The sequence below is a fragment of the Nocardioides albus genome (assembly GCF_014648255.1).
Taxonomy (GTDB): domain Bacteria; phylum Actinomycetota; class Actinomycetes; order Propionibacteriales; family Nocardioidaceae; genus Nocardioides; species Nocardioides albus.
In genome coordinates this window covers 336,023-358,963 of record NZ_BMQT01000005.1, presented here as the reverse complement: position 1 = coordinate 358,963, position 22,941 = coordinate 336,023, and the positions used below count along the sequence as shown (strand labels likewise).

At 69.6% G+C, this 22,941-nt stretch carries 23 protein-coding genes; 10 read left to right on the top strand and 13 right to left on the bottom strand.

The annotated features are described in order from the left end of the window. The first annotated feature begins 48 nt into the window (after positions 1-48). Entirely contained in the window at positions 49-681 is a 633-nt protein-coding gene (locus IEY84_RS12985; RefSeq protein ID WP_183547968.1) for a hypothetical protein, read from the top strand. A gap of 145 nt (positions 682-826) precedes the next feature. Then, the gene (locus tag IEY84_RS12980; RefSeq protein ID WP_183547966.1) at positions 827-2,059 is read left to right on the top strand and encodes an MFS transporter; all 1,233 of its coding nucleotides are present in this window, start codon (positions 827-829) and stop codon (positions 2,057-2,059) included. Between the two features lie 39 nt (positions 2,060-2,098). Here the strand turns inward: IEY84_RS12980 and IEY84_RS12975 are convergent, their stop codons facing one another. The 3 genes from IEY84_RS12975 to IEY84_RS12965 form a co-directional block, all read right to left on the bottom strand. Then, positions 2,099-3,070 carry a type IV toxin-antitoxin system AbiEi family antitoxin domain-containing protein gene (locus tag IEY84_RS12975; RefSeq protein ID WP_183547964.1) on the bottom strand — a complete coding sequence of 324 codons (972 nt, stop codon included), beginning with the start codon at positions 3,068-3,070 and terminating at the stop codon, positions 2,099-2,101. 102 nt (positions 3,071-3,172) lie between these two features. Continuing rightward, on the bottom strand, positions 3,173-4,735 hold the full coding sequence (locus IEY84_RS12970; protein ID WP_183547962.1) for a long-chain-fatty-acid--CoA ligase: 1,563 nt from the start codon (positions 4,733-4,735) through the stop codon (positions 3,173-3,175). 125 nt (positions 4,736-4,860) lie between these two features. After that, positions 4,861-5,769, bottom strand: coding sequence for a phosphoribosylaminoimidazolesuccinocarboxamide synthase (locus IEY84_RS12965; protein ID WP_183547960.1), 909 nt, complete (start codon positions 5,767-5,769; stop codon positions 4,861-4,863). A gap of 84 nt (positions 5,770-5,853) precedes the next feature. Between IEY84_RS12965 and IEY84_RS12960 the strand changes: the two genes are divergently transcribed. Continuing rightward, complete coding sequence (locus IEY84_RS12960) at positions 5,854-6,834, top strand: sulfotransferase family protein (protein ID WP_183547958.1); 981 nt, start codon at positions 5,854-5,856, stop codon at positions 6,832-6,834. Here the strand turns inward: IEY84_RS12960 and IEY84_RS12955 are convergent. Continuing rightward, positions 6,818-7,714 carry a hypothetical protein gene (locus IEY84_RS12955; protein ID WP_183547956.1) on the bottom strand — a complete coding sequence of 299 codons (897 nt, stop codon included), beginning with the start codon at positions 7,712-7,714 and terminating at the stop codon, positions 6,818-6,820. The genes IEY84_RS12960 and IEY84_RS12955 overlap by 17 nt on opposite strands. Before the next feature lie 160 nt (positions 7,715-7,874). On the opposite strand from IEY84_RS12955, the gene IEY84_RS12950 reads away from it, so the two are divergent. Next, on the top strand, positions 7,875-8,471 hold the full coding sequence (locus IEY84_RS12950) for a hypothetical protein (protein ID WP_183547954.1): 597 nt from the start codon (positions 7,875-7,877) through the stop codon (positions 8,469-8,471). 4 nt (positions 8,472-8,475) lie between these two features. Here IEY84_RS12950 and IEY84_RS12945 read toward each other — a convergent pair whose 3' ends face one another. Continuing rightward, positions 8,476-9,687, bottom strand: coding sequence for an MFS transporter (locus IEY84_RS12945; protein ID WP_229788628.1), 1,212 nt, complete (start codon positions 9,685-9,687; stop codon positions 8,476-8,478). Positions 9,688-9,772: 85 nt separating this feature from the next. Between IEY84_RS12945 and IEY84_RS12940 the strand changes: the two genes are divergently transcribed. Continuing rightward, positions 9,773-10,105 (top strand): ArsR/SmtB family transcription factor, encoded by a 333-nt coding sequence (locus IEY84_RS12940; RefSeq protein WP_183547952.1) that lies wholly within the window; start codon positions 9,773-9,775, stop codon positions 10,103-10,105. On the opposite strand, the gene IEY84_RS12935 is transcribed toward IEY84_RS12940, so the two are convergent. Further along, the gene (locus IEY84_RS12935; RefSeq protein WP_229788626.1) at positions 10,102-10,680 is read right to left on the bottom strand and encodes a putative antibiotic biosynthesis monooxygenase; all 579 of its coding nucleotides are present in this window, start codon (positions 10,678-10,680) and stop codon (positions 10,102-10,104) included. The two genes, IEY84_RS12940 and IEY84_RS12935, sit on opposite strands and share 4 nt — an antisense overlap. A gap of 58 nt (positions 10,681-10,738) precedes the next feature. Between IEY84_RS12935 and IEY84_RS12930 the strand changes: the two genes are divergently transcribed. Further along, complete coding sequence (locus tag IEY84_RS12930; protein ID WP_183547950.1) at positions 10,739-11,056, top strand: antibiotic biosynthesis monooxygenase family protein; 318 nt, start codon at positions 10,739-10,741, stop codon at positions 11,054-11,056. Here IEY84_RS12930 and IEY84_RS12925 read toward each other — a convergent pair. Genes IEY84_RS12925 through purB form a run of 3 tightly spaced genes read right to left on the bottom strand, consistent with a single transcriptional unit; the run spans position 11,043 to position 13,829 of the window. Continuing rightward, positions 11,043-11,951, bottom strand: coding sequence for an oxygenase MpaB family protein (locus IEY84_RS12925; protein ID WP_221209012.1), 909 nt, complete (start codon positions 11,949-11,951; stop codon positions 11,043-11,045). The two genes, IEY84_RS12930 and IEY84_RS12925, sit on opposite strands and share 14 nt — an antisense overlap. Positions 11,952-11,991: 40 nt before the next feature. Then, on the bottom strand, positions 11,992-12,399 hold the full coding sequence (locus tag IEY84_RS12920) for an NUDIX hydrolase (RefSeq protein ID WP_183547947.1): 408 nt from the start codon (positions 12,397-12,399) through the stop codon (positions 11,992-11,994). 2 nt (positions 12,400-12,401) lie between these two features. After that, complete coding sequence (gene purB, locus IEY84_RS12915; RefSeq protein WP_229788642.1) at positions 12,402-13,829, bottom strand: adenylosuccinate lyase; 1,428 nt, start codon at positions 13,827-13,829, stop codon at positions 12,402-12,404. A gap of 112 nt (positions 13,830-13,941) precedes the next feature. On the opposite strand from purB, the gene IEY84_RS12910 reads away from it, so the two are divergent. The 3 genes from IEY84_RS12910 (at position 13,942) to IEY84_RS12900 (ending at position 16,822) form a co-directional block, all read left to right on the top strand. Continuing rightward, positions 13,942-15,156, top strand: a complete 1,215-nt coding sequence (locus IEY84_RS12910; RefSeq protein ID WP_183547943.1) for a DUF4032 domain-containing protein — start codon at positions 13,942-13,944, stop codon at positions 15,154-15,156. A gap of 78 nt (positions 15,157-15,234) precedes the next feature. Continuing rightward, positions 15,235-16,521: a phosphoribosylamine--glycine ligase gene (purD, locus tag IEY84_RS12905; protein ID WP_183547941.1), complete on the top strand. Its 1,287-nt coding sequence runs from the start codon at positions 15,235-15,237 to the stop codon at positions 16,519-16,521. Positions 16,522-16,543: 22 nt separating this feature from the next. After that, on the top strand, positions 16,544-16,822 hold the full coding sequence (locus tag IEY84_RS12900; RefSeq protein WP_183547939.1) for a hypothetical protein: 279 nt from the start codon (positions 16,544-16,546) through the stop codon (positions 16,820-16,822). A 42-nt stretch (positions 16,823-16,864) separates the two neighbouring features. Here the strand turns inward: IEY84_RS12900 and IEY84_RS12895 are convergent, their stop codons facing one another. From IEY84_RS12895 to IEY84_RS12880, 4 genes are all read right to left on the bottom strand, one after another. Continuing rightward, positions 16,865-18,163: an adenylosuccinate synthase gene (locus IEY84_RS12895; protein WP_183547937.1), complete on the bottom strand. Its 1,299-nt coding sequence runs from the start codon at positions 18,161-18,163 to the stop codon at positions 16,865-16,867. Between the two features lie 151 nt (positions 18,164-18,314). Continuing rightward, complete coding sequence (locus IEY84_RS12890) at positions 18,315-19,295, bottom strand: helix-turn-helix transcriptional regulator (RefSeq protein WP_183547935.1); 981 nt, start codon at positions 19,293-19,295, stop codon at positions 18,315-18,317. A gap of 154 nt (positions 19,296-19,449) precedes the next feature. Beyond that, complete coding sequence (gene lysS, locus IEY84_RS12885) at positions 19,450-20,955, bottom strand: lysine--tRNA ligase (protein WP_183547933.1); 1,506 nt, start codon at positions 20,953-20,955, stop codon at positions 19,450-19,452. A gap of 45 nt (positions 20,956-21,000) precedes the next feature. Continuing rightward, positions 21,001-21,414 carry a DUF3151 domain-containing protein gene (locus tag IEY84_RS12880; RefSeq protein WP_179659952.1) on the bottom strand — a complete coding sequence of 138 codons (414 nt, stop codon included), beginning with the start codon at positions 21,412-21,414 and terminating at the stop codon, positions 21,001-21,003. A 46-nt stretch (positions 21,415-21,460) separates the two neighbouring features. On the opposite strand from IEY84_RS12880, the gene IEY84_RS12875 reads away from it, so the two are divergent. Then, positions 21,461-22,939, top strand: coding sequence for a DHA2 family efflux MFS transporter permease subunit (locus tag IEY84_RS12875; RefSeq protein WP_183547931.1), 1,479 nt, complete (start codon positions 21,461-21,463; stop codon positions 22,937-22,939). Positions 22,940-22,941 lie beyond the last annotated feature (2 nt).

Genomic DNA, 22,941 nt, shown 5'->3' with positions numbered 1-22,941 from the left:
AGATGGCAGCATCCCTCACCCACCTGCGCACCCGGGAGGCTCCCCCACATGTCCGACCCGACCCCTCAGCTCGACGTTGCCAAGCACCGCTGGAGGCGAAGGCTGCTCTCGGGTGTCGCCGGAGTCACGCTCGTCGTCGTCGTGCTCGTTGGATCGCGGGACAGCGACGGAGTACTCGACGGTGGTGCCGAGGCCGCCATGACCTGGGCGATCGTCTTCGCCATCGTCATCGCGATTGTCGCCGTGATCATGCCAATACTCAACGGCGAGAGGCGGCGGCTCGCTAGGCGGGTCAGTGAGGCCAGACCAGGTTCGATGGTCATCTCCGGAAATGCGTCGGCAGACACCAAGATCGACGCCCCCATAGGCGCCAGCCGTCGGGGCATGCGCATCGGTGGCGGCCCCCTCGTGATCGCCCTGTTGCCACAGACGATCGAGGTCTGGTCGCGTGGGGACGCCGCCCCACGCTGGACGATCGATCGCACGAAGGCCGAGGTCGCGGTGGGCTATCAACGCAACGGCAAGGCCTCCGCGCTCGGCATATTCATCAGCGATGGAGCCCAGACCGTACGTTTCCTGCCCGCCGACGACTCGGTGGGCATGTTCAACGAGGTCGGCAGGGTCGAGTCGGCTCTCCGTGCGCTGGGCGAGGACCCCGAGCGACATCTCAAACGTTCCTGACCGAAAGCCATCACACGCTCGAACTTCACAGCCACCCGGTGGCTGAAAGTTTTCGACCCATGCACTTGGTCGCGTCGACGTTGACCGCGCCCACGGACGGATATCCGTTTCACACCCAGGCCCCTCGCCTCTACCGTGTCACCTCGTGCGCCACCTGCTGATCGACATCACGCCGTTGCGTACGTCTCAGGCCTACCGCCGCTTCTTCATCGGGCGGGCGGTCTCGGCGCTCGGTGGGCAGATCTCGGTCGTCGCGGTGATGTTCCAGGTCTGGGAGACGACGCACAGCCCGTTCTGGTCCGGCAGCGTGGCCTTCGCCCAGCTCGTCCCGATGCTCGTCGCCGGGCTCTGGGGCGGCGCGGTGGCCGACCGGGCGGACCGGCGCTCGATCCTGATGGCCACCAACCTGATCCAGCTCGTGCTGGCGCTGCTGCTGACAGCGCAGGCGCTCTGGCTCGGCACGTCGCCGGCCTCGCTCGGGCCTGTACTCGTGCTGGTCGCGCTCATGGCCACCGCCGGTTCGATCGCTGCCCCCGCGGGCATGGGAGTGATACCGCGCCTGCTCCCCGCCGCCCAGGTCGCCGCGGGGCTCGCGCTCAACCGGCTGAGCTTCCAGGGGTCGATGCTCCTCGGCCCCGCGCTGGGCGGGCTGATCATCGGCTATGCGGGTCTGGAGATCGCGTACGCCGTCGACGCCCTCACCTTCGTCGTCGGGTTCCTCGGCGTCGCCGGCCTGCCCCGCCTCGCGCCCGTGACCAGGACGAACGGCGGCGGCGTCCTCGAAGGGCTGCGTTTCGCGGCCACCCAACCAGTCGTACGCGGCGTGCTCCTCGTCGATCTCGCAGCCACCGTCCTGGCGATGCCGGTGAGCCTGTTCCCGCTGATCAACGAGGAGCGATTCGGCGGCGACCCGCGTACGCTCGGGCTGTTCCTGACCGCGATCGCGGTCGGCGGCGTGGCAGCCTCGCTCGTCTCGGGCTCGTTCACCAGACGCAGCCGCCCCGGGGTGATCACCATCGCCGCCGCTGCCGTGTGGGGCGCCAGCCTCGGTGCCGTCGGACTGGCCACCTCGGCCTGGCTGTGCCTCGCTCTCCTCGCGATCGCCGGCGCCGCCGACTCGGTCAGCGTGGTCACCCGCGGCACCCTGATCCAGCTCGCCGTCCCCGACGACCTGCGCGGCCGCACTGCCGCCATCGAGATGATCGTCGGCGCCGGCGGCCCGGAGGTCGGCAACCTCCGCGGCGGCGCCGTCGCCCAGCTGACCTCGGGCTCGTTCGCCCTGGTCAGCGGTGGCATCACCTGCCTCCTCGCCCTGGCCGCCGTCGGCGCCACCTCGCGCCAGATGCTCGCGTTTCGTACGGACCGCGCGGCCGCTTGACTCGAAGATCGCAGCCACCAGGTGACTGCGATCTTCGAGCTAGTCACGATCGGCCAGACAGTCGATACACGGTGTCACCTTGCCCGGCCAGCCGCCGTGACCGAGCAGCTCACCGATTCGGGTGGCTGTCCGGCACGGATCACCGAGCACCTGCCCGTAGGTGAGCCGAACGGTCCGAAGGTTGCGGGTGACGGCGGCGTCGAGGTCGCGAGCATGGTCGGCGTCCCGAGCGGCAGCGCTGCCATGGAATGCGCGGCCGTCGAGCTCCACCACCACCCCGTACGCCACATAGGTGACGTCCCGCTCGACGAATACCCCCGCGATCGAGTCGGCGACCTGCCGCTCCCCCGCCGGCAGGCCGTGGGCGCGCTCGACGCGGCGGAGGTACTCGCGCTCGAGCACGGAGCAGGCGCCGTCCTTGAGGTCCTCGAGAAGCTCTCTGAGAAGGCGACGGTCGCGCATCCTCGGGCGACGACGCAGCGCCTCCAGCAGCGCCGACGTCCGCACGACCTTGGTCTGAACGAGGTCGGCGAGCATCGAGAACGCTTCCCCAGCATCGCCCGCGTCGACAGCCGCATCGATCGCTGCCTCCGCGAGAAGCTGTCGCGGAGGGTAGGCGGCCCAGTCGACGTACCCGTCGAATCGAGCGCGACGCCGGATGACTACACCGCCGGGCGCGCGCACGGTGCGGCTCATCGGGACCATCACCTCGATCGGACCTCGCTCCGGGGGACTCGGCAGCGCCGAGCGTCCTGTGAGAGCCGCCGGCCAGCACACCAGCACCGCCGCCCAGGCTCGCTGCCCCCAGGTCGGGTTGCCGGTGTGATTGACGTAGACGCCTGGGTGGATCACCGCGACCTCACGGCTGCGTACGAGGCGACGGATGTCATGGTCGCGGGCATGCAGCTCGCGCAGCTGTCGCCGCGAGATCACGCCGCCTTGGATCTCATCGCGCAGTCGCACCATGCCGTCTTGGTCGAACGGTTGCTTCGCGTCCCCCGAGTGCTTCACGAAACCGTTCTACCCCAGATCGGACCTTCACAAACTCGAAGATCGCAGCCACCTGGTGACTGCGATCTTCGAGCTACGGCTGCCGCCGGCGTACGAAAAGAACTACTTGAGCTCGCGCTTGAGGATCTTGCCGGTGGCGGTCATCGGCAGGGCGTCGACGATCTCGACGATGCGCGGGTACTTGTAGGCCGCCATCTGCTCCTTGGCCCAGTCGACGATCTCCTCGGGGGTCGCGGAGGCGCCGGGCTTGAGCACGAGGACGGCCTTGATCTCCTCGCCGTGGGAGTCGTGCGGGACGCCGATGACGGCGGCCAGCGAGACCGCAGGGTGGGTGAGCAGGACCTCTTCGATCTCGCGCGGGTAGACGTTGAAGCCGCCGCGGATGATGAGCTCCTTGGCGCGGTCGACGATGTAGTACCAGCCGTCCTCGTCGCGCTTCGCGAGGTCGCCGGAGCGGAACCAGCCGTCCTCGGTGAGGACCTCGGCGGTCGCCTCGGGGCGGTTGTAGTAGCCCTTGAAGATGGCGTGGCCCTTGATCGCGATCTCGCCGATGGTGTCGGGAGTCCAGTCGACCTCGTCCCAGGACGCGGGGTCGATGAGCTTCATCTCGACGCCGGGGATCGGGACACCGATCGAGCCGGGACGCACCGGCTGGCCGTAGACCGAGAACGACGCCACCGGCGAGGTCTCGGAGAGGCCGTAGCCCTCGAGGATGGAGACCCCGAAGCGCTTCTCGAACTCCTTGTGGATCTCGACCGGGAGCGCGGAACCGCCGGCGACGGCGAGCCGGAGGTTCTCGGCGAGGGTGGCGACGTCGACGTCGTCGGAGAGGGCGCCGAGGAGGCCCCAGTACATCGTCGGGACGCCCGCGAAGAAGGTGACCTTCTCCTTGATCATGGTCGCCAGCGCGGCCGCGGCGTCGAAGCGCGGCAGCAGCACGACGGTGCCACCGAAGGCGAAGGCACCGTTCTGCACGACGGACTGGCCGAAGGCGTGGAACATCGGCAGCACCGCGAGGTAGGTGTCCGGCCGCTCGGCGTCGGCGGCGAAGAGGTCAGCACCCGCCATCGCGTTGTCGCGCATGTTGCGGTGGCGCAGCTCGGCGCCCTTGGGCTGCCCGGTGGTCCCGGAGGTGTAGAGGATGACAGCGGTGTCGTCCTCGTCGGTCGCCACCGTCTCGAAGGTGGGCGGCTGGGTCCCGATGCCCTGGCCGAGCGTGGTGACGCCCTCGATCGGCGACGGAGCGGCCGGGTCGGCGGTGATCAGGAAGAAGTCCTCGACACCGGCCTCCTGCGCACCGGCGTGCGCCTCGGCTCCGATGGCCAGCTCGGGCGTGCCCTGGAACGCGAAGAGGGCCTTCGCGTCGGAGTCCTTGAGATGGTAGGCCACCTCGCGGCCCTTGAGGAGCACGTTGAGAGGTACGACGGTGGCACCGGCCTTGAGGATGCCGAAGTAGATCATCGTGAAGTAGGGCAGGTTCGGGCTCATCAGGGCAACCCGGTCGCCTGCGCCGATGCCCTTGCTCGCCAGCAGGTTCGCGACCTGGTTCGCGGCGCCGTTGATCTGGGCGTAGCTCAGACGGGTGTCGCCCATGACGATCGCAGTGCGCTCGGGATAGTTCGCCGTGGAGTCTTCCAGCAGCGAAGCAAGGTTGTACGTGGACACGTGGCCTCCAGTTATGTGCGTGTTACGCGTCACAACTTACCCGCGCGTAGCCTTCTCCGTGAACCAGGTCACGATTTAGTGCGACACGTGTCATCGAACCTTTACCTGGACCGCCCAGAAACCGCTCAGAAGCGGTGGCCGGTGAGCTTCTCGTACGCCTCGACGTACTTCGCCCTCGTCCGCTCGACGATCTCCGCGGGCAGCTCCGGCGGCGGACCACCGGCGGCGCGGTCCCAGCCGGACTCGGGCGAGAGCAGCCAGCGACGGATGACGTCCTTGTCGAAGCTGGGGATCGCGCTGCCGGGGTGCCACTGGCTCGCGTCCCAGTAGCGCGACGAGTCCGGGGTGAGCACCTCGTCGGCGAGCACGATCGTGCGGATGCCCAGGTCGTCCTGACGTACGCCGAACTCGAACTTCGTGTCGGCCAGGATGAGGCCGCAGCCGCGGGCGATCTCGTCGGCGCGCTGGTAGACCGCCAGGGTCAGCCGGCGCACCGCGGCGGCGTCGTCCTCGCCGATCAGCTTCGAGACGTACTCGTAGGTGACGTTCTCGTCGTGGTCGCCGAGCTCCGCCTTGGTCGCCGGGGTGAAGATCGGCGGGGTCAGCCGGGAGCCGTCGACCAGGCCCGCCGGCAGTCGGATGCCGCAGACCTCGCCGGTGGTCTCGTACTCCCGCAGGCCCGAGCCGGTCAGGTAGCCGCGCGCGACGCACTCGACGGGCAGCATGTGGAGCTTCTGCGCGACCACCGCCCGACCGGCCACCGACTCGGGGACGTCGGTCGAGAGCACATGGGTCGGCACCAGGTCCTCGAACTGCTCGAACCACCACAGCGAGAGCTTGGTGAGGATCTCACCCTTGTCCGGGATGACCGTGTCGAAGACGTGGTCGAAGGCCGAGATGCGGTCACTGGCGACCATCAGGAGCTGGCCCGCGTACGGACCCTCCTCGAGCACGTAGAGGTCGCGCACCTTGCCGGAGTGGAGGTGCTTCGCGCCCGGGATCGCCGGCGCCGGCGGGATGTTGAGGTCAGCCACGAGGATCAGCCTAAGAGATGGCCTTCCGGATCGCGTTCTCGCTTAAGTAGACTGTTTTGATCAACTTATGCGAGGAGGGTGTCCATGGAGCGACGCCGGCCACAACCGGACTTCTTGATCATCGGGGCCCCGAAGGCTGGGACCACCGCCCTGCACTCTGCGCTGGCGCAGCATCCGCAGGTGTTCGCCACGACCCCGAAGGAGCCGAAGTACTGGCTCTGCGACGACGCTCCCCCGCCGCACTGGCGCGGGCCGGGCGACAAGCACTCCCAGAAGGAGTGGGTCTGGCGGCGTACGGACTACGACCGGCTCTTTGAAGTCGCCCCCGCGCACGCGATCAGGGGCGAGAGCACGCCTTTCTACCTCTACTCCACCAGCGCCCAGCGGCGGATCGCCCAGGAGCTTCCGGGCGTGAAGCTGATCGCGGTCGTGCGCGACCCGATCGACCGGGCGTACTCCAACTGGATGCATCTGTGGTGCGACGGCCTGGAGCCGGTCGCCGACTTCCCGACCGCGTTCCGCCTCCAGGACAAGCGCGCCCACGACGGCTGGGCGCCGTTCTGGCGCTACCGAGAGCTCGGGCTCTACGGCCGGCAGCTCGACCACCTCTACGGGCTGGTCGGCGAGGACCGCGTGCTGGTGGTGCGCTACCGGGACATCGTCGACGAGCCCGCCGCGACCGTCGACCGCGCCTGCCGTTTCCTCGGCATCGAGCAGGGCCATGTCGGCCACATCCCGAAGGACAACAGCAGGACGTACGTCGAGCCCGGCTGGCGGCCCAAGGTGCTCGGGCCTGTGGTCAGGGGCGGTGCCTGGCTCGCCCAGTTCGCGCCGCCGGAGGTCTGGCGCAAGAGCTACCCGCCGTTGCTGCGGCGGCTCTCCGGACCGGGCGACCACCATCGGCCCCGGTTGACTCCGGAGCAGCGCGAGCAGCTCCTGCCGGCGTTCGCCGAGGACATCGAGCTGCTCACCAAGGTGAGCGGGCAGGACTTCTCCGACTGGCTCTCCACCTCGAGCCGTGGTTCGTTCCAGGAGCGCGCCGAGCGCCTCAGCGAACCAGCGTGATCAGGTCGTGGGCGCCGTCCTCGCGGGCGGCCTCCACGTAGTAGCGGGTCCCCCCGTCGGGAAGGGGCACGGCGCTGGCGTAACGGAAGGCGCCGTCGGAGTGGGGACTGGTGACAGGGGCGGCCTCGGCGTCGGCGACCAGTCGGCTCCCGTCCCAGCGGGCGACGCCGGTGGTCTCGTACCAGTTGGACTCGGCGTCGGCGCGACCGTCGTAGAGGATGACGAGCGGGTCACGGGAGACGACCGTCGTGACCCGGGCCCCACGGGCGTCCCACCGGCCCGGCCGTCCGGCGAGGACCTCACCGCCGTCGTGCCACTCCAGGCCGTCGGTCGAGGTGAGGTAGCGGGTCGTCATCCGGTCCTCGTGGCCCGGCTCGGTGAGCGGGTGGCAGCACAGCCACATCTGCCAGGTCTGGGTCACCGGGTCGACCGCGATCACCGGGTCCTTCACCGCGACAGCGTCGCTGCCGGGGTGGATGACCTGGCGGTTTCCCTCGGGAAGGCCGGGCACCGTGTCGGCGGTGAGGCTGTCGACCCACCAGTGCTTGGAGTCCCAGGTGGCGCAGGAGAGGTAGAGCCGCCAGCCGCCCTCGGGCAGCGGCACCAGCACCGGCCGCTCCAGCGACTCGCAGCCGAACTGGTCGCGGTGGACCTCGGTCACCGTCTCGAACCGCACCCCGTCGGTCGACCGGGCGACGCTGACGGTCACTCCACGTCCGTCGGAGAGCGGCCGCCGGTTGCGCCAGGTCAGCCAGAAGACCCCGTCGACCAGGACCGCACTCGCTGCGCCCGCCCAGTTGCCCGGCCCCGCCCCCGGCGCCGGGATCACCAGCTCAGCACCGTCGTAGGAAGGCAGGGACGAGAGCGCGGCGATGGTCATGGAGGCCATGATAGTCGAGTCATTCACTCGACTAAGTAGGCCGCGCGGTGGCCCCACGACATGTAACACGTCGTTCGTAGTTCTTCTCGCCTGTTATAACGACCGGATAGACCCACAAACAGCGTGTTACACGCTTGCTCGCTGTGGCATCGTTCCAGCCATGGCCGAGACAGCTGATCAGATCTACGCCCGCGTCCAGGCCGCCGGCGAGCTGCCCGCACCGAGGGTGACGGAGTGGGATGTGTTCCCGTGGGTCGTACGCGACGGGGAGATCGCGCCCAAGCCGCTCGCGCCCCCGGCGCCGGAGGAGCCCCGCAGCGGCGAGGACGGGGCGGACTGCAGCCTGTGCGGCGCCGACCTGCCGGGCGTGATCTGGCGCGACGAGAGCTGGCGGGTCAAGCACCTGGCGCAGTCGGGGCTGCCGCTGGTGCTGGTCCTCGAGCCGCTCGAGCACTACGACCTACCCGACCTCGATGAGCACCAGGCGGCCGAGTTCGGGGTCCTCACCGTGCGGCTCGCCCGGATCGTGGAGAGCCTGCCCAACATCGCCCGCTGTCACGCGATGCGCATCGGCGACGGCGCCGAGCACCTGCACATGTGGTTCCTGGCCCGACCGAAGGACCTGCCCTCCGTACGCGGCAGCTTCTCGCCCGACTGGGACGACATCCTGCCGCCCGGCCCCGAGGACGTCTGGCGCGCAGATCTGGCCGAGGTCGCCCGCAAGCTCGCCACCCACGGTGGCGAGGCGCTGGCCTGACGGATCAGTCGCCGCTACGCCAGCGCAGCAACCCGGCCGCGGCGGAGAGCACCGCGACGGCGGTGCCGTAGACGTACGTCGTGGTCGTGAGGCCGATCTGCGGCGTCAGCAGCCCGGCGACGACAGCCGGGATGCCGAAGGCCAGGTAGGACACGATGAAGATCACCGCGAAGACCTCCGCCCGCTCATCCGCGGGAAGGAGCGGCATGATCGTGCGCAGGATGCCGAAGAAGGCGGTCCCGAAGCCGGAGCCGGCGACGACCACCGCAACGAGGTACGCCGGCGCCGAGCCGGTCGGGAGAGCGAGCAGGCTCAGCACCGTGCCGCCGGCCAGCGCGGCCGTGCCGTAGAGCGTCGTCGCCCGTGCCGAGCGGTTCCGGAAGACGTACGCAGCCACCGCACCGGACCCGGCGAGGGCACCGATCGCGAGCCCCTGGAGAACGTGGCTGGTGGCGCCCAGCTCGGTGCGTACGATCGCAGCGCCGAGGGAGAGGAACAGTCCACCGGTCGCCCAGCCGGCGAAGATCGCCGGGGCGCTGCGGGCGAGCAGGCCCCGGATGGCCGGCGGGACGGCGATCCGCGGACGCAGCGAGGCGAGCAGCCCCTCGTGACGGGGCGCGGTCTCCGGGACCAGCCACACGCCGGCCGCGAGGAGGAGCGAGAGCGCGACGAGGGCGTCGAAGACGATGAGCTGCGCGTCCGCCGCCACCTGCAGGACCACGCCGGCGGCGATGGCACCGATCGCCAGTCCGACCATCGGAGCGATGGCGTTGACGACCGCTGCGGAGCCCGGCCGCGAGGGCCGCTCGAAGTCGGCGATGGCGGCCGACAGGGTCGAGAGCAGCAGACCGCTCGCGATCCCCTGCAGGATCCGGGCCTCGAAGAGGATGGCGGCGGTGTCTGCACCCTGGAAGAGCGCGAAGCTGGCCGCCAGCAGCAGGAATCCGACGGTCACCACCGGGCGTCGGCCGACGTGGTCGGAGACCGAGCCGAAGACGAGCAGGGTGGCGAGCAGCGCGACGGCGTAGACGGCGAAGACGGCCGTCATCACCCAGGGATCGAGGCCGAGGCCCACCTGGAGGTCGGGATAGAAGGGCGAGGGCGCGCTGGCCCCGGCCATCATCAGCACGACCGCCACCAGGGCAACGCCCGCGCCGAGCCGCCGCCCGGCGACGGCGTCCGTCGTCGTCGTCGCGCTCACCGTTTCTACCGACATCACCACTCCATCCATCGTTCGAATTATTTCGAACCTTTTGTGGAGAGTACGTGCCTTCCGCTGACTGTGCAACTATTATCGAACCATGAGTTCTTCCCCGGACCTTCCGCATCCTGATCGGTCAGAGCTCTCACTGACGACCGTGCTCTTCGCACTCAGCGACCCCGAGCGCCTGGCGATCGCCCGTCAGCTGGTCGACGGACCTCTCGACATGGCGGAGTGCCACCTGAGCAACCCGGACGTACCGAAGTCGACGAAGTCCCACCTGATGAAGGTGCTGCGTACGGCGGGCGTGGTCCGCAACGAGGCCAACGGCCGCGCCCGGCGTCTCTCGCTGCGTCGCGAGGATCTCGACGCGCGGTTCCCCGGGCTCCTCGACGCCGTGCTCTCCGCCGAGGACGGCGCGCCGAAGTCCTAGCCTCGGCGCCAGGGCGCCGGGCGGCCGTGCAGGAACCACTCCATGTTGCGGGTGATCCACGGCAGCCCGAAGTAGGTCATGAACGGCAGCGTCACGACCATCACCCCGAGCACCTTCAGCGGCAGCACCCAGTCCACGGTGAGCGGTCCGATCAGCCAGTTGGCGAGCAGGCTGACCGGGTAGAACATCAGGAAGATCGTGATCGTCTGCTTCCACCGCGGCGGCGCCGTCGCGACCCCGGAGATCTGTTCGACGTCATAGGTGCTCGGCGGGTCGAACCAACCCTCGATGCCGGTACGCCGTTCGATCCGGGTCTCCTCGACGAACGGCTCCCCCGCGCCCAGCCACCAGCCGCGCTGGCGGCTGTTGTCCCACCTGCCCAGGGTCTCGTGGGAGTCGAAGCGGTAGAGCAGGTGCCACTGGTCGGACTCCGGCGCCGGCCGTACCCATCCCGCTCCGAGAAAGCCCGGGAACTCGCTGGCCAGCCGGATCCCCGCCTGCATCCAGGCGACCATCTCGTCGCGGCGCTCCACGGAGACTCGACGGGCGATGGTCACGGTTACCGGATCGGACATGCCGTCCATCGTCTCAGCCACGTACGCCGGCTCCCCAGCCCTCGCATAGGTTTACGGCATGTCTGTGGTGAAGATCAATGCAATCCAGGTTCCGGCCGAGGCGGGCGCCGAGCTCGAGAAGCGGTTCGCGGCGCGGGCCGGGTCGGTCGAGAAGTCGCCGGGGTTCCTCGGCTTCCAGCTGCTGCGCCCGGTTTCCGGCGACGACCGCTACTTCGTCGTGACCCACTGGGACTCCGAGGAGTCCTTCGCGGCCTGGCGTGACGGGGACGCTCGAGCCGCGCACGCGACCCCGCCGGGTGAGGCGCCGCGCAAGCCGGTCGCCACCGGCGCCGACCTGCTGGAGTTCGAGGTCGTGCTGGACGTCAAGCCCGCCTGAGAGCAGAGACGTCGGAGACGCCGGGGATGCTGACGCCTCCTCGACGCACCAACGCCTGTTCGCCCTGCTGGACGATCTTGTAGAAGTGCTCGCTCCGCCCGCGCAGCAACGGCGTGGGTCCGAGGAGCGACAGGCGGCCGTGGGCGAGACGGCTGGCGGTGCGTACGGCCCGCCACCTCCTCTCGGCGGCGGCCGACCACGGGATGCCGTAGTGCTCGCGGACGAGCGCCGGGAGGCTGCCCTGGACGACGGTCCGGAGCGTCTCGGAGGTCGGAGGCCCGCCGGGGAGGTGGTAGCCGGCGGTGCCGGCGATGTGGCGGCCGACCAGGCGCGCCTCGTCCACGAGATACGGCTCGTCCGAGGTGAGCCAGGCGTCGAAGCGGCGGCGGAAGTCGGGATAGGACGCCGGCGCGGCCGAGGCCGGCATGCCGAAGAGACCGGCCCAGGTCACGAAGTCGTCGAAGAGCTCCTCGCGCTCGTCCGGGCGGAGGGGGCGGACCAGGGCGTCGTACATGAACTCGACCGAGTCGAGCGCGAACGCCGCCGTCCACCACATCAGCCCGGGGTCGGCGGCGGAGTAGGGCGAGCCCACGGGGTGCGCGGGGCCGCCGGGGACCTCCATCGTCCCCTCGACGGGAACGTGCCGCTTCGCCGTGAAGGCGAGCGCCCGGTCGGCCTCCTCCTTGGTGCCGAGGAAGACCGTCTCCATCAGCCGAGCGGTCAGCGCGAGACGCGTGTAGGGCGTCGCCCGGTGCACCGTGTGCTGCGCGGTGCCGACGAAGAGCCGCGGGTGCAGGCCACCGATCACCAGCGCCCGCTGTCCCCAGCTCAGCCCGACGACCCGCTGACGCATGGCACGGACGACCATCGAGTCGGCGGCGAAGTACCCGGACACACCGACAGTCTGACACCGCACGGCGGCCGGCCGCGAGGGTTCAGGCGGGCTCGAGAGCCGGGACGACGTACTCCCTGGTCAACGGAGCGAACTCCGCGCCCTCGGTGATCTCGGCCAGGGTCGCCCAGCGCAGCTCCGCGATCTCGGCAGCGGCGTCCGGCGTGACCTCGCCGGCCCAGGTGAAGACCGTCGAGCGCACCAGGTGACCCGGTTCGTTGGCGGCGTCGGCCTCGAACTCACCGAGCAGCGCGAGGTCCTCGACCCCGAGCCGTACGCCGAGCTCTTCTACCACCTCGCGGACGGCCGCCTCCGCGGCCGACTCCCCCGGCTCCAGCTTCCCGCCGGGGAGCATGAACTTCGTGGTGCCGTTCTTGCGGACGGTCAGCATCCGCCCGTCACGATCTCTGAAGACCACCGCCGCGACGGTGATGACGGGGCCCGCAACCATGCTCAGAGGATCTCGCCAGGAGCGTACGCAGCGGCCTCGGGGTGGCGGGCGATGACGGCCTCCACGCGGCGTACGACCTCCTGCACCTGCGCGACGGCCGCGCCGGTGAACTCGATCGGCTCGGCGACCAGCGACTGGATCTGCTCCTCGGTCAGACCGAGGCGGGAGTCGGCGCCGAGCTTGGCGAAGACGTCGTTCTCAGCCTGGCCCTTGCGCATCGAGAGCGCGGTGCCGACGGCGGCCTCCTTGATCGCCTCGTGCGCCTCCTCGCGGCCGACACCGTTGCGGACGGCGGCCATCAGCACCTTGGTGGTCGCCAGGAACGGCAGGTAGCGGTCGAGCTCACGCTGGATCACGGCCGGGAAGGCGCCGAACTCGTCGAGCACCGTCAGGAAGGTCTGGAAGAGGCCGTCGGCGGCGAAGAACGCGTCCGGGAGCGCGACGCGGCGCACGACCGAGTCGGAGACGTCGCCCTCGTTCCACTGGTCGCCGGCGAGCTCGGAGATCATCGAGAGGTAGCCGCGCAGCACGACCGCGAGGCCGTTGACCCGCTCCGTGGAGCGCGAGTTCATCTTGTGCGGCATCGCGCTCGAGCCGACCTGGCCCTCCTTGAAACCCTCGGTGACCAGCTCGTTGCCGGCCATCAGCCGGATCGTGGTCGAGAGGTTGGAGGGGCCGGAGACGAGCTGGACCAGCGCCGAGATCGCGTCGAAGTCGAGGGAGCGCGGGTAGACCTGGCCGACCGAGGTGAAGACGTTGTCGAAGCCGAGGTGGGCGGCGACCCGCTCCTCGAGCGCGGCGAGCTTGGAGGCGTCGCCGTCGAGCAGGTCGAGCATGTCCTGGGCCGTGCCCATCGGGCCCTTGATCCCGCGCAGCGGGTAGCGGGCGATGAGCTCCTCGAGCCGTTGGATCCCGACGAGCATCTCGTCGGCGACGGTCGCGAACCGCTTGCCGAGCGTCGTAGCCTGAGCCGCGACGTTGTGGCTGCGGCCGGCCATGACCGTCGCCTCGTGCTCGGTCGCCAGCCGGGCCAGGCGCGCCAGCGTCGCGACGGCGCGGTCGCGGATCAGCTTCAGCGACGAGAGCACCTGGAGCTGCTCGACGTTCTCGGTGAGGTCGCGGCTCGTCATGCCCTTGTGGATGTGCTCGTGACCCGCCAGCGCGGCGAACTCCTCGATCCGCGCCTTCACGTCATGGCGCGTCACCCGCTCACGGGCCGCGATCGAGTCGAGGTCGACGCCGGCCTCGCCTTGGCCGACGACCTTCTCGTACGCCTCCACGACACCGTCGGGGACCTCGATGCCGAGATCCTTCTGGGCCTTGAGCACCGCGATCCAGAGCTGTCGCTCCAGCACGATCTTGTGCTCGGGGCTCCAGATCGCTGCAAGGTCGGCAGCGGCGTAGCGGTTGGCGAGGACGTTGGGCACCACAGTCACGGTCGCCATCCTCCCACGTCGGAGGCGTAGAGATCGCGCGGGTAGGGGCGGCCGTCACGAGCGACGCCCCTACCCGCGCGATCTCTCACCCCACTAACGTGGCGGTATGGCCCTGCGGATCCTCGCCAGTCGACCCGACCCGGCGATCTACACACTCCCCTGGTCCATTCCTCTCGAGGAGTGGCCGGATGACGTCGTGGTGCCGCTGACCCGTGGCCTCAGCAGGCACGTCGTCCGCATCGTGCGGGTGCGCAACAACGTCTACGCGGTCAAGGAGACCCAGGCCGACATCGCCCAGCGCGAATACGACATGCTGCGCGAGCTGCAGCGTCTCGGCCTGCCGACGGTTGTCGCCAAGAGCGTCGTCACCGGCCGCAAGGACCACGACGGCAACGACCTCAACGCCGCGCTGATGACCGACCACCTGACCTACTCGCTCCCCTATCGGGCGCTTTTCGAGCGGGGCCTGGCCGCCGACCGCCTCCCCAGCCTGATCGACGCCCTCGTCGTCCTGCTCGTCCGCCTCCACCTGGCCGGCTTCTACTGGGGCGACGTCTCGCTGTCGAACGTCCTGTTCGTGCGCGACGCGGCCGGTTTCGCCGCCTTCCTGGTCGACGCCGAGACCGGGGAGCTCAAGGCGGAGCTCTCCGACCGGCTACGCGAGTACGACATCGAGGTCGCCTGCCAGAACATCTTCGGCGAGCTGCTCGACCTCCAGGCGAGCGAGGCGCTGCCGGAGGCCTTCCCGATCGACGCGATCGTCGAGCGGCTGCAGAGCCGCTACGACGCGCTGTGGCGCGAGCTCACCGAGGAGCAGGTCTTCTCCGCCGAGGAGATGTGGCACATCGAGCAGCGCATCGAGCGTCTCCACGACCTCGGCTTCGACGTCGAGGAGCTCGACATCACCACCAGCGAGGACGGCGACACCGTCGCCCTCCGCCCGCGGGTGGTCGAGCTCGGCCACCACCGTCGCGAGCTGCGTACGCTGACCGGGTTGGACGTCCAGGACGCCCAGGCGAGGCGGATCCTGAACGACATCTCCGCCTTCCGTGCCACCCGCGAGATCGGCGACCTGCCGATCGAGGTCGCCGCGGGCCGCTGGCTGCGCGAGGTCTACGAGCCCATCGTCGCGATGCGTCCGCCCGGCGCCGCCGCCAAGCTCACCCCGGCGCAGATGTTCCACGAGATCCTCGAGCACCGCTGGGTGCTCTCCCAGTTCGCGGGCGAGTGGGTCAAGCTCATCAACGCCGCCGAGTCCTACTACGCCGACGTCCTCCAGCACCGCCCCGACGAGGCGGTCACTCCGCCGACCCCGGAGTGAGCGCCCCGGTTGTGAAGCCGAGAGTGACCTATGGACCACGCTCAGGTTCACAACCAGGTCGCGGCATAAGGTGGCTCCGTGAAGATCCTCGTCGTCGGCACCGGTGGTCGTGAGCACGCGCTCGCTCTGAAGCTCTCTCAGGAAGGGAACGAGGTGTACGCCGCACCCGGGAACCCCGGGATCGCGGAGTTCGCCACGCTCCGGGACGTGGACATCATGTCCGGCCCCGCGATCGCCTCGCTCGCGAGCGAGCTCGGCATCGACCTGGTCGTGGTCGGACCCGAGGCGCCGCTCGTGGCCGGGGTCGCCGACGCCGTCCGCGACAGCGGGATCGCTGTCTTCGGGCCGTCGCAGGCTGCCGCACAGCTCGAGGGGTCGAAGGCGTTCTCCAAGGACGTGATGGCGGTCGCCGGCGTACCGACCGCCGGCTCGAGAGTGGCGACCACTCCCGAGGAGGCGGCCGCGGCGCTGGACGAGTTCGGGGCACCGTACGTCGTCAAGGACGACGCTCTCGCCGCGGGCAAGGGCGTCGTCGTGACGCGTGACCGGGCTGAGGCCCTGGCGCACGCGGCCGCGTGCGAACGGGTCGTCATCGAGGAGTTTCTCGACGGCCCCGAGGTCTCGCTGTTCGCGATCTGCGACGGCACCCGGGCCCACGCGCTGCAGCCGGCGCAGGACTTCAAGCGGATCTTCGACGGTGGCAAGGGCGGCAACACCGGCGGGATGGGTGCCTACTCACCGCTCCCGTGGGCTCAGCCAGACCTGGCCTCGGTCGTGCTGGAGACGGTCGTCGAGCCGACCCTCGCGGAGATGGAGAAGCGTGGCGCGCCGTTCGTCGGGTGCCTCTACGTCGGGCTGTCGCTGACCGCGAAGGGTCCCAAGGTGATCGAGTTCAACTGCAGATTCGGTGATCCCGACATCCAGCCGGTTCTCGCTCTGCTGGAGTCCTCCCTCGGCGAACTGCTTCTCGCGGCGGCCACGGGCTCGCTGGACACGGTCGAGGCGCCGTCCTTCTCCGATGGTGCCTCGGTGACGGTTGTGCTGGCCTCGGCCGGTTATCCGGAGTCCTCCTCGAAGGGCGACGTCATCACCGGCGCCGGCAACGCCAACTCGATCAACGACGTGGACGTGATCCACGCCGGCACGGCGATCATCGACGCCTCCACCCCCGAGGAGCCCGCCCACCGCCACCTGGTCACCGCTGGCGGCCGCGTCCTGGCGGTGCGCGCCAAGGGTTACGACATCGACGACGCGCGCTCGCGGGCGTACGCCGCCGCCGACCTGATCAGCTTCGACGGCCTCCAGCGGCGTTCCGACATCGCGGCCGAGCCGCTGGGTGTGGTCGAGGGCGCGTCGCTGCTTTGAGCCTGGGCGTAATCTGCCGAACATGACCTGGGTCGTGTTCGGCGTCGCCGTCGTTGTCGTGCTGGGCCTGATCATCGCGGCCTGCAACAAGGCGCTGCGCTCCTCGCGACGCGGCGTCTCCTCCGGGATCGGCGACGGGCTCGGCAACTTCATCGACGTCTTCGACCCCGGGAACGCGCGCGCCGCGCGCGACCTCAAGGAGCAGGACAACGTCGGTCATGTCGTCCCATCTCCAGACGGCGACGACCCGCCCTACGGGGTGGACCTGAAGGCCGGGCGGGTCACGATCCGCCGCTCATGACCTAGCTGAGAGTGGCCCGTGGGACCACTCTCAGCTCACCCATCAGGTCAGCGAGTTGATGATGACCGTCTCGTCGCGGGCGGGGCCGACGCCGATCACGGACATCGGGGCTCCGGAGATCTCCTCGACGTACTTCACGTAGGCCTGCGCGTTGGCGGGGAGGTCGTCGAACGACCGCGCGCCCGAGATGTCTTCCTTCCAGCCCGGCAGCATCTCGTAGATGGGCTTGGCGTGGTGGAAGTCGGTCTGGTTGACGGGCATCTCGTCGTGGCGGACGCCGTCGACGTCGTAGGCCACGCAGACCGGGATCTCGTCGAGGCCGTCGAGCACGTCGAGCTTGGTGAGGACGAAGTCGGTGACGCCGTTGACACGGGCGGCGTAGCGGGCGATGACCGCGTCGTACCAGCCGCAGCGGCGCGGCCGCCCGGTGGTGGTGCCGAACTCGTGACCGTTGTCGCGCAGGTAGGCGCCCGAGGCGTCGAAGAGCTCCGTCGGGAACGGCCCCTCCCCCACGCGGGTGGTGTAGGCCTTGACGATGGCCACGACGCGATCGATCCGCGTCGGCGGGATCCCGGAACCGGTGCAGGCGCCGCCCGAGGTGGCGTTGGAGGAGGTCACGAACGGGTAGGTGCCGTGGTCGACGTCGAGCAGCGTCGCCTGGCCGCCTTCGAGCAGCACGGTCTCACCCTGGTCGAGCGCCTCGTTGAGCAGCAGGCCGGTGTCGCAGACCATCGGCGCGATCCGGTCCGCGTAGGACAGCAGGTCCTCGACGACCGCGTCGACGGTGAAGCCACGACGGTTGTAGACCTTCGAGAGCAGCTGGTTCTTCAGCTCCAGCGCGCCCTCGACCTTGCCGCGCAGGATCGACTCGTCGAAGAGGTCCTGGACGCGGATGCCGATCCGGTTGACCTTGTCGGCGTAGGTCGGCCCGATGCCGCGGCCGGTGGTGCCGATCTTGCGTGAGCCGAGGAACCGCTCGGTGACCTTGTCGAGCTGGCGGTTGTAGTCGGCGATGACGTGGGCACTGGCGGACAGCTTCAGCTTGGAGATGTCGACGCCGCGCTCCTCCAGACCGGTCAGCTCCTCGAAGAGGACGGCGAGGTCGACGACGACGCCGTTGCCGATCACCGGCGTCACACCTGCGGTCAGGATGCCGCTGGGCAGCAGGTGGAGGGCGTACTTCTCGCTCTGCCCGTCTTCCTGGCGGATGACGACGGTGTGGCCGGCGTTGTTGCCGCCGTTGAACTTCACGACGTAGTCGACGTGCTCGCCGAGAAGGTCGGTTGCCTTGCCCTTGCCTTCGTCGCCCCACTGGGCGCCGATGATCGTGATCGCGGGCATGTGTTGCTCCTTCGCTCCGGACGGAGTCCCTCCGCCCTGAGGCGGCTGCTCAACGCACCAATACCTAGTGTGTGCTCCATCTAAAAATGCAGAAAACCCTGGCAAGACCAGGGCTCTTGCGACCACACGCTAGCAAATCCGAGGCCGTACGTCACAGCCAGCCGCGCCGCGCAGCCTCGACTCCCGCCTCGAACCGAGAGGTCGCGCCGAGCTCCTCGAGCAGCTCGGCGACCCGCCGTCGGACCGTACGCAGCGAGACACCCAGCCTCCGGGCGATCTGCTCGTCCTGGGCTCCGCTGGCCAGCTCGGCGAGCAGCAGGCGGCGCTCGGCGTTCGGCAGATCCTCGAGCTCGGCCGCGGGCAGGGCGCGGCGCCACAGCTCTTCGAAGTAGCTGGTGACCACCTCGACGATGCCACGTTGACGGACGTTGATCATCGGCTGCTCGACCGGACCGAGCGGGTCCGGGAACATCGCGTGCGTGCTGCCGACGACCATCATGTGGGTGGCGACGCGCGGCAGGATGCGGATCTCCTCACCGACCTCGATCCGCATCCGGAGCACGTCGGGCGAGTGCTTCAGGGCGGCCACCGGGTAGATGCCACGGCACCGGCGCCCCGACCGGATCGCGGTCTCGATCGCCGAGATGAACCGCATCTCCGAGGGGTGGACGGTCACCACCGGCCGCAGCCACACCATCTCCCCCGAGGTGGTCGAGACGAGCCGCTCGAAGGTCTCCGGCGTGAACTCGGTCGCGATCACCTCGCCGTCGATCGGATGTTCCTCGCCGATCGTCGCGGGGAGGCGCGCGGCGGTGCCCGCGACGTACGGCACCGACTGGGAGATCTTGAGGAGGTGGTCGTGGGCGTCCTGGGCTCTGGTCGCGGCCCGCTCCAGCATGTGCGCCACCACTGCGGTCGGGCTGCGCACGGTCAAGGTCTCGTTGATGCAGATGACGCCGCTCTCGATCAGCGGCGCCGCCTCCTGCCTCAGCTCCTCCTCGGAGGTCGACAGCGTGGCCGCCACGACCACCAGCGGCCATCCGTTGAGCGGGAGGAGACGGCTGTAGAGCTGCGCCGCGCCCGGGTCGAACCCGAGCGCGGTCATCAGCGTCTGTGACCGGCCGTTCTCCATACCTGGCACCTTAGTGCCCGCCCCGTCGGTCGAGCCCCGCGAGCGCTAGCGAGCGGGTGTCGAGACCAACACGGTCCCGTCAGCGCTCGAGGGGACCGTGTTGGTCTCGACACGCCTTCGCCTAGCGGCTCCGGCGGCTCGACCAGCGGTTGGATCAGGCTTCCGGCTTGAGCAGCGGGAAGAGGATCGTCTCGCGGATTCCGGCGCCGGTGAAGAGCATGATCGCCCGGTCCAGACCGAGACCGAGGCCGCCCATCGGCGGCGCGCCGTACTCCAGCGCGCGCAGGAAGTCCTCGTCGAGCTGCATCGCCTCCGGGTCACCGCCGGCGGCCAGGAGCGACTGCTGGGTGAGCACGTCGCGCTGGACCACCGGGTCGATCAGCTCGGTGAAACCGGTGCCGCGCTCGACACCGCCGATGATCAGATCCCAGGCGAGGACCTTGCCCGGCTCCTCGTCGTTGATCCGGGCCAGCGGCTGGGCGATCGCCGGGAAGTCGCACAGGAAGGTGGGCTGGATGAGGTGGGGCTCCACCAGCTCACCGCACAGCTCCATGACGATCTTGTCGGCGCCCCAGGCCGGGTCGAGCTCGACGTCGTGCTTGTCTGCCAGCGTCTTGAGCGTCTCGACGTCGGTGTCGGGGGTGACCTCGACGCCGACGGCCTCGGAGACACCCTCGTAGACCGGCAGCCACTTCCACTCGCCGTCGAGGTCGATGACACCGGCGTCCGTCTCCACCTGACGCGAGCCGACCGCGTCGGCGGCGGCGAGATACATCTGCCGCATCTGCTCGGCGATGGTGAACTGGTCGCCGTAGGCCTGGTAGGCCTCGATCATCGTGAACTCGGGGCTGTGCGTGGAGTCGACGCCCTCGTTGCGGAAGATCCGGCCGATCTCGTAGACCTTGTCGACACCGCCGACGACCGCCTTCTTGAGGTTGAGCTCGAGCGCGATGCGCAGCGTCATCGGCTGGTCGAAGGCGTTCATGTGGGTGTTGAACGGCCGCGCGTGCGCACCACCGTGGATGAGCTGCAGGACCGGCGTCTCGACCTCGAGGTAGCCGTCGTCCTCGAGACGGCGGCGGATCGCCTGGGTGATCTTCGCGCGCGTACGCACCATGTCGCGCGCCTCCTGGCGCACGATCAGGTCGGCGTAGCGCTGCCGCACGCGGGCCTCCTCGGAGAGGTCCTTGTGGAGCACCGGCAGCGGCCGCAGCGCCTTGGACGCCATCTCCCAGCTCGAAGCCATGATGGAGAGCTCGCCGCGGCGCGAGGAGATCACCCGACCGGTGACGGCGACGTGGTCACCCAGGTCGACGAGCGCCTTCCACTCGGCCAACGCCTCCTCGCCCACCTCGGCCAGCGAGAGCATCACCTGGAGGCGGGTGCCGATGCCCTCCTGCAGCGTCGCGAAGGCCAGCTTGCCGGTGTTGCGGACGAACATGACCCGACCGGCGACGGTGACCACGTCCTGGGTCTCCTCGCCGGCCTCGAGCTTGTCCTCGTACGCCTCGCGCACCTCGGCGAGCGTGTGCGTGCGGCCGACCCCGATGGCGTACGCCTTCTTCTTCTCGGCCAGCAGTCGCTCACGCTTCTCGCGCCGGACCAACATCTGCTCGTTGAGGTCCGGCTCGGGGGCGTTGGCGGTGGTCTGCTCAGTCACAGGGCAAGGCTAGGCGAAATCGCTGGTGCGACGCGATTCGGTAATTCAGCCGAGGAGCGTGTCGTACGCCGTCGGGCTGCTGTCGCGCAGGAACTCCGAGCAGCGCTCCCACTCCTCGGTCTCACCGATCGCCTTGGCCTGCTGGGCGAGGACCGCGAGGCTGATCAGGAAGCCGCGGTTGGGCTCGTGCTCCCACGGCACCGGACCGTGGCCCTTCCAGCCGTTGCGGCGCAGCATGTCGAGCGAGCGGTGGTAGCCGACGCGGGCGTAGGCGTAGATGGTCACATCGTCCGCGCCGGTCTCCTTCGCACCGGTGGCGAGGGCGGCCCAGGCGACGGGCGATGCCGGGTGACGGCGGACGACGTCGGCGGGCTCGGCGCCGGCGGCCAGCTCGGCCCTGGCCGGGTCGACAGGAAGATGGGTGGGAGGAGGTCCGGCGAGCAGGTCCTGGTGTGTCATGTGAGCCATTGTGCCTGCCTGCACCGACAGGTGTTCACTGTGTGTCATGACCCAGCCCACGGCCACGTCCTCGGCAGTCCCGACCGAGCACCCGTGGCGCGCGCTGCTCGCGCTGTGCATCGGCTTCTTCATGCTGCTGGTCGACATGACGATCGTGACCGTCGCGACGCCGGACATCATGGCCGACCTCGACGCCAGCGCGAACGCGGTGCTGTGGGTGACCAGCGCCTACCTGCTGACGTACGCCGTGCCGGTCCTGATCATGGGTCGGCTCGGCGATCGCATCGGGCCGAAGTGGGTCTACCTCGCCGGGCTGGCCGTGTTCACGGTCTCGTCGCTGTGGTGCGGGCTCGCCGGGAGCATCGAATCGCTGATCGCCGCGCGGGCGGTGCAGGGCCTCGGCGCGGCGATGATGACGCCGCAGACGATGGCCACCATCACCCGGATTTTCCCGTCCGAGCGGCGCGGCTCGGCGATGGCGCTGTGGGGCGCGACCGCAGGCCTGGCCACGCTCGTCGGCCCGCTCGCGGGCGGCGCGCTGGTCGCGATCGGCGGCTGGGAGTGGATCTTCTTCGTCAACGTACCGATCGGTATCGTCGCGATCGCTCTCAACTGGTGGCTGGTGCCGGTCCTGGAGACCCACTCGCACTCCTTCGACTGGCTCGGCGTCGGGCTCAGCGGCGTCGGGATGTTCTGTGTGGTCTTCGGGCTGCAGAACGGTGAACAGCGGGGTTGGGACGCCGTCACCTGGGCGCTCGTGATCGGCGGCATCGCGATCATGGGGCTCTTCGTCTGGTGGCAGGCGCGCAACCGCAACGAGCCGCTGGTGCCGCTGCACATCTTCGCCGACCGCAACTTCTCCGTCTCCAGCCTGGCGATCTCGTGCATGGGCTTCGCCGCGGTCGCCATGGGCTTCCCGCTGATGCTGTACGCCCAGCTGGTCCGCGGCTACACCGCGCTCGAGGCCTCGATGCTGCTGGTGCCGATGGCCCTGGTCTCCTTCTTCGCCGCGCCGATCGTGGGCAGGATGACCGACCGGATGCACCCACGGCTGCTGACCGGGGTCGCGTTCCTGCTCTGTTCGGTCTCGCTCTTCTGGGTCTCGGTGCCGATGACCGTCGACTCCCCGCTGTGGCAGCTGCTCGTGCCGATGGCCTTCTTCGGCCTCGGCTCAACTGCCGTCTGGTCACCCCTGGCCGCCACCGCCACCCGCAACCTGCCCATGCGGCAGGCCGGGGCAGGGTCGGGCATCTACAACGCCACCCGGCTGGTCGGTTCCGTCGTCGGCTCCGCGGCGGTCGCCGTGCTCATCGACCTTCGGCTCAACGCCCACGGTCTGGGCGAGTCGCTCTCGGGCAACCACGAGACCGCCTCCGGCTCGTCGGTCCCGCCCGCCGTCGTCTCCCAGTTCGCCGAGGCGATGTCGGAGGTGATGCTGCTGCCGGCGGCCGCGCTCGCGGTCGGGTTCGTGGCGGTGCTCTTCTTCACCACGCCGCGACACATGGCGAAGCCCTCGGCTGCCTAGGC

Coding starts and splice junctions, on each gene's coding strand:
- IEY84_RS12985 (WP_183547968.1), top strand. CDS start 49: ATGTCCGACCCGACCCCTCAGCTCGACGTTGCCAAGCACCGCTGGAGG.
- IEY84_RS12960 (WP_183547958.1), top strand. CDS start 5,854: ATGGAGCGACGCCGGCCACAACCGGACTTCTTGATCATCGGGGCCCCG.
- IEY84_RS12955 (WP_183547956.1), bottom strand. CDS start 7,714: ATGACCATCGCCGCGCTCTCGTCCCTGCCTTCCTACGACGGTGCTGAG.
- IEY84_RS12950 (WP_183547954.1), top strand. CDS start 7,875: ATGGCCGAGACAGCTGATCAGATCTACGCCCGCGTCCAGGCCGCCGGC.
- IEY84_RS12945 (WP_229788628.1), bottom strand. CDS start 9,687: ATGTCGGTAGAAACGGTGAGCGCGACGACGACGACGGACGCCGTCGCC.
- IEY84_RS12940 (WP_183547952.1), top strand. CDS start 9,773: ATGAGTTCTTCCCCGGACCTTCCGCATCCTGATCGGTCAGAGCTCTCA.
- IEY84_RS12935 (WP_229788626.1), bottom strand. CDS start 10,680: ATGTCCGATCCGGTAACCGTGACCATCGCCCGTCGAGTCTCCGTGGAG.
- IEY84_RS12930 (WP_183547950.1), top strand. CDS start 10,739: ATGTCTGTGGTGAAGATCAATGCAATCCAGGTTCCGGCCGAGGCGGGC.
- IEY84_RS12920 (WP_183547947.1), bottom strand. CDS start 12,399: ATGGTTGCGGGCCCCGTCATCACCGTCGCGGCGGTGGTCTTCAGAGAT.
- IEY84_RS12910 (WP_183547943.1), top strand. CDS start 13,942: ATGGCCCTGCGGATCCTCGCCAGTCGACCCGACCCGGCGATCTACACA.
- IEY84_RS12900 (WP_183547939.1), top strand. CDS start 16,544: ATGACCTGGGTCGTGTTCGGCGTCGCCGTCGTTGTCGTGCTGGGCCTG.
- IEY84_RS12895 (WP_183547937.1), bottom strand. CDS start 18,163: ATGCCCGCGATCACGATCATCGGCGCCCAGTGGGGCGACGAAGGCAAG.
- IEY84_RS12890 (WP_183547935.1), bottom strand. CDS start 19,295: ATGGAGAACGGCCGGTCACAGACGCTGATGACCGCGCTCGGGTTCGAC.
- IEY84_RS12880 (WP_179659952.1), bottom strand. CDS start 21,414: ATGACACACCAGGACCTGCTCGCCGGACCTCCTCCCACCCATCTTCCT.
- IEY84_RS12875 (WP_183547931.1), top strand. CDS start 21,461: ATGACCCAGCCCACGGCCACGTCCTCGGCAGTCCCGACCGAGCACCCG.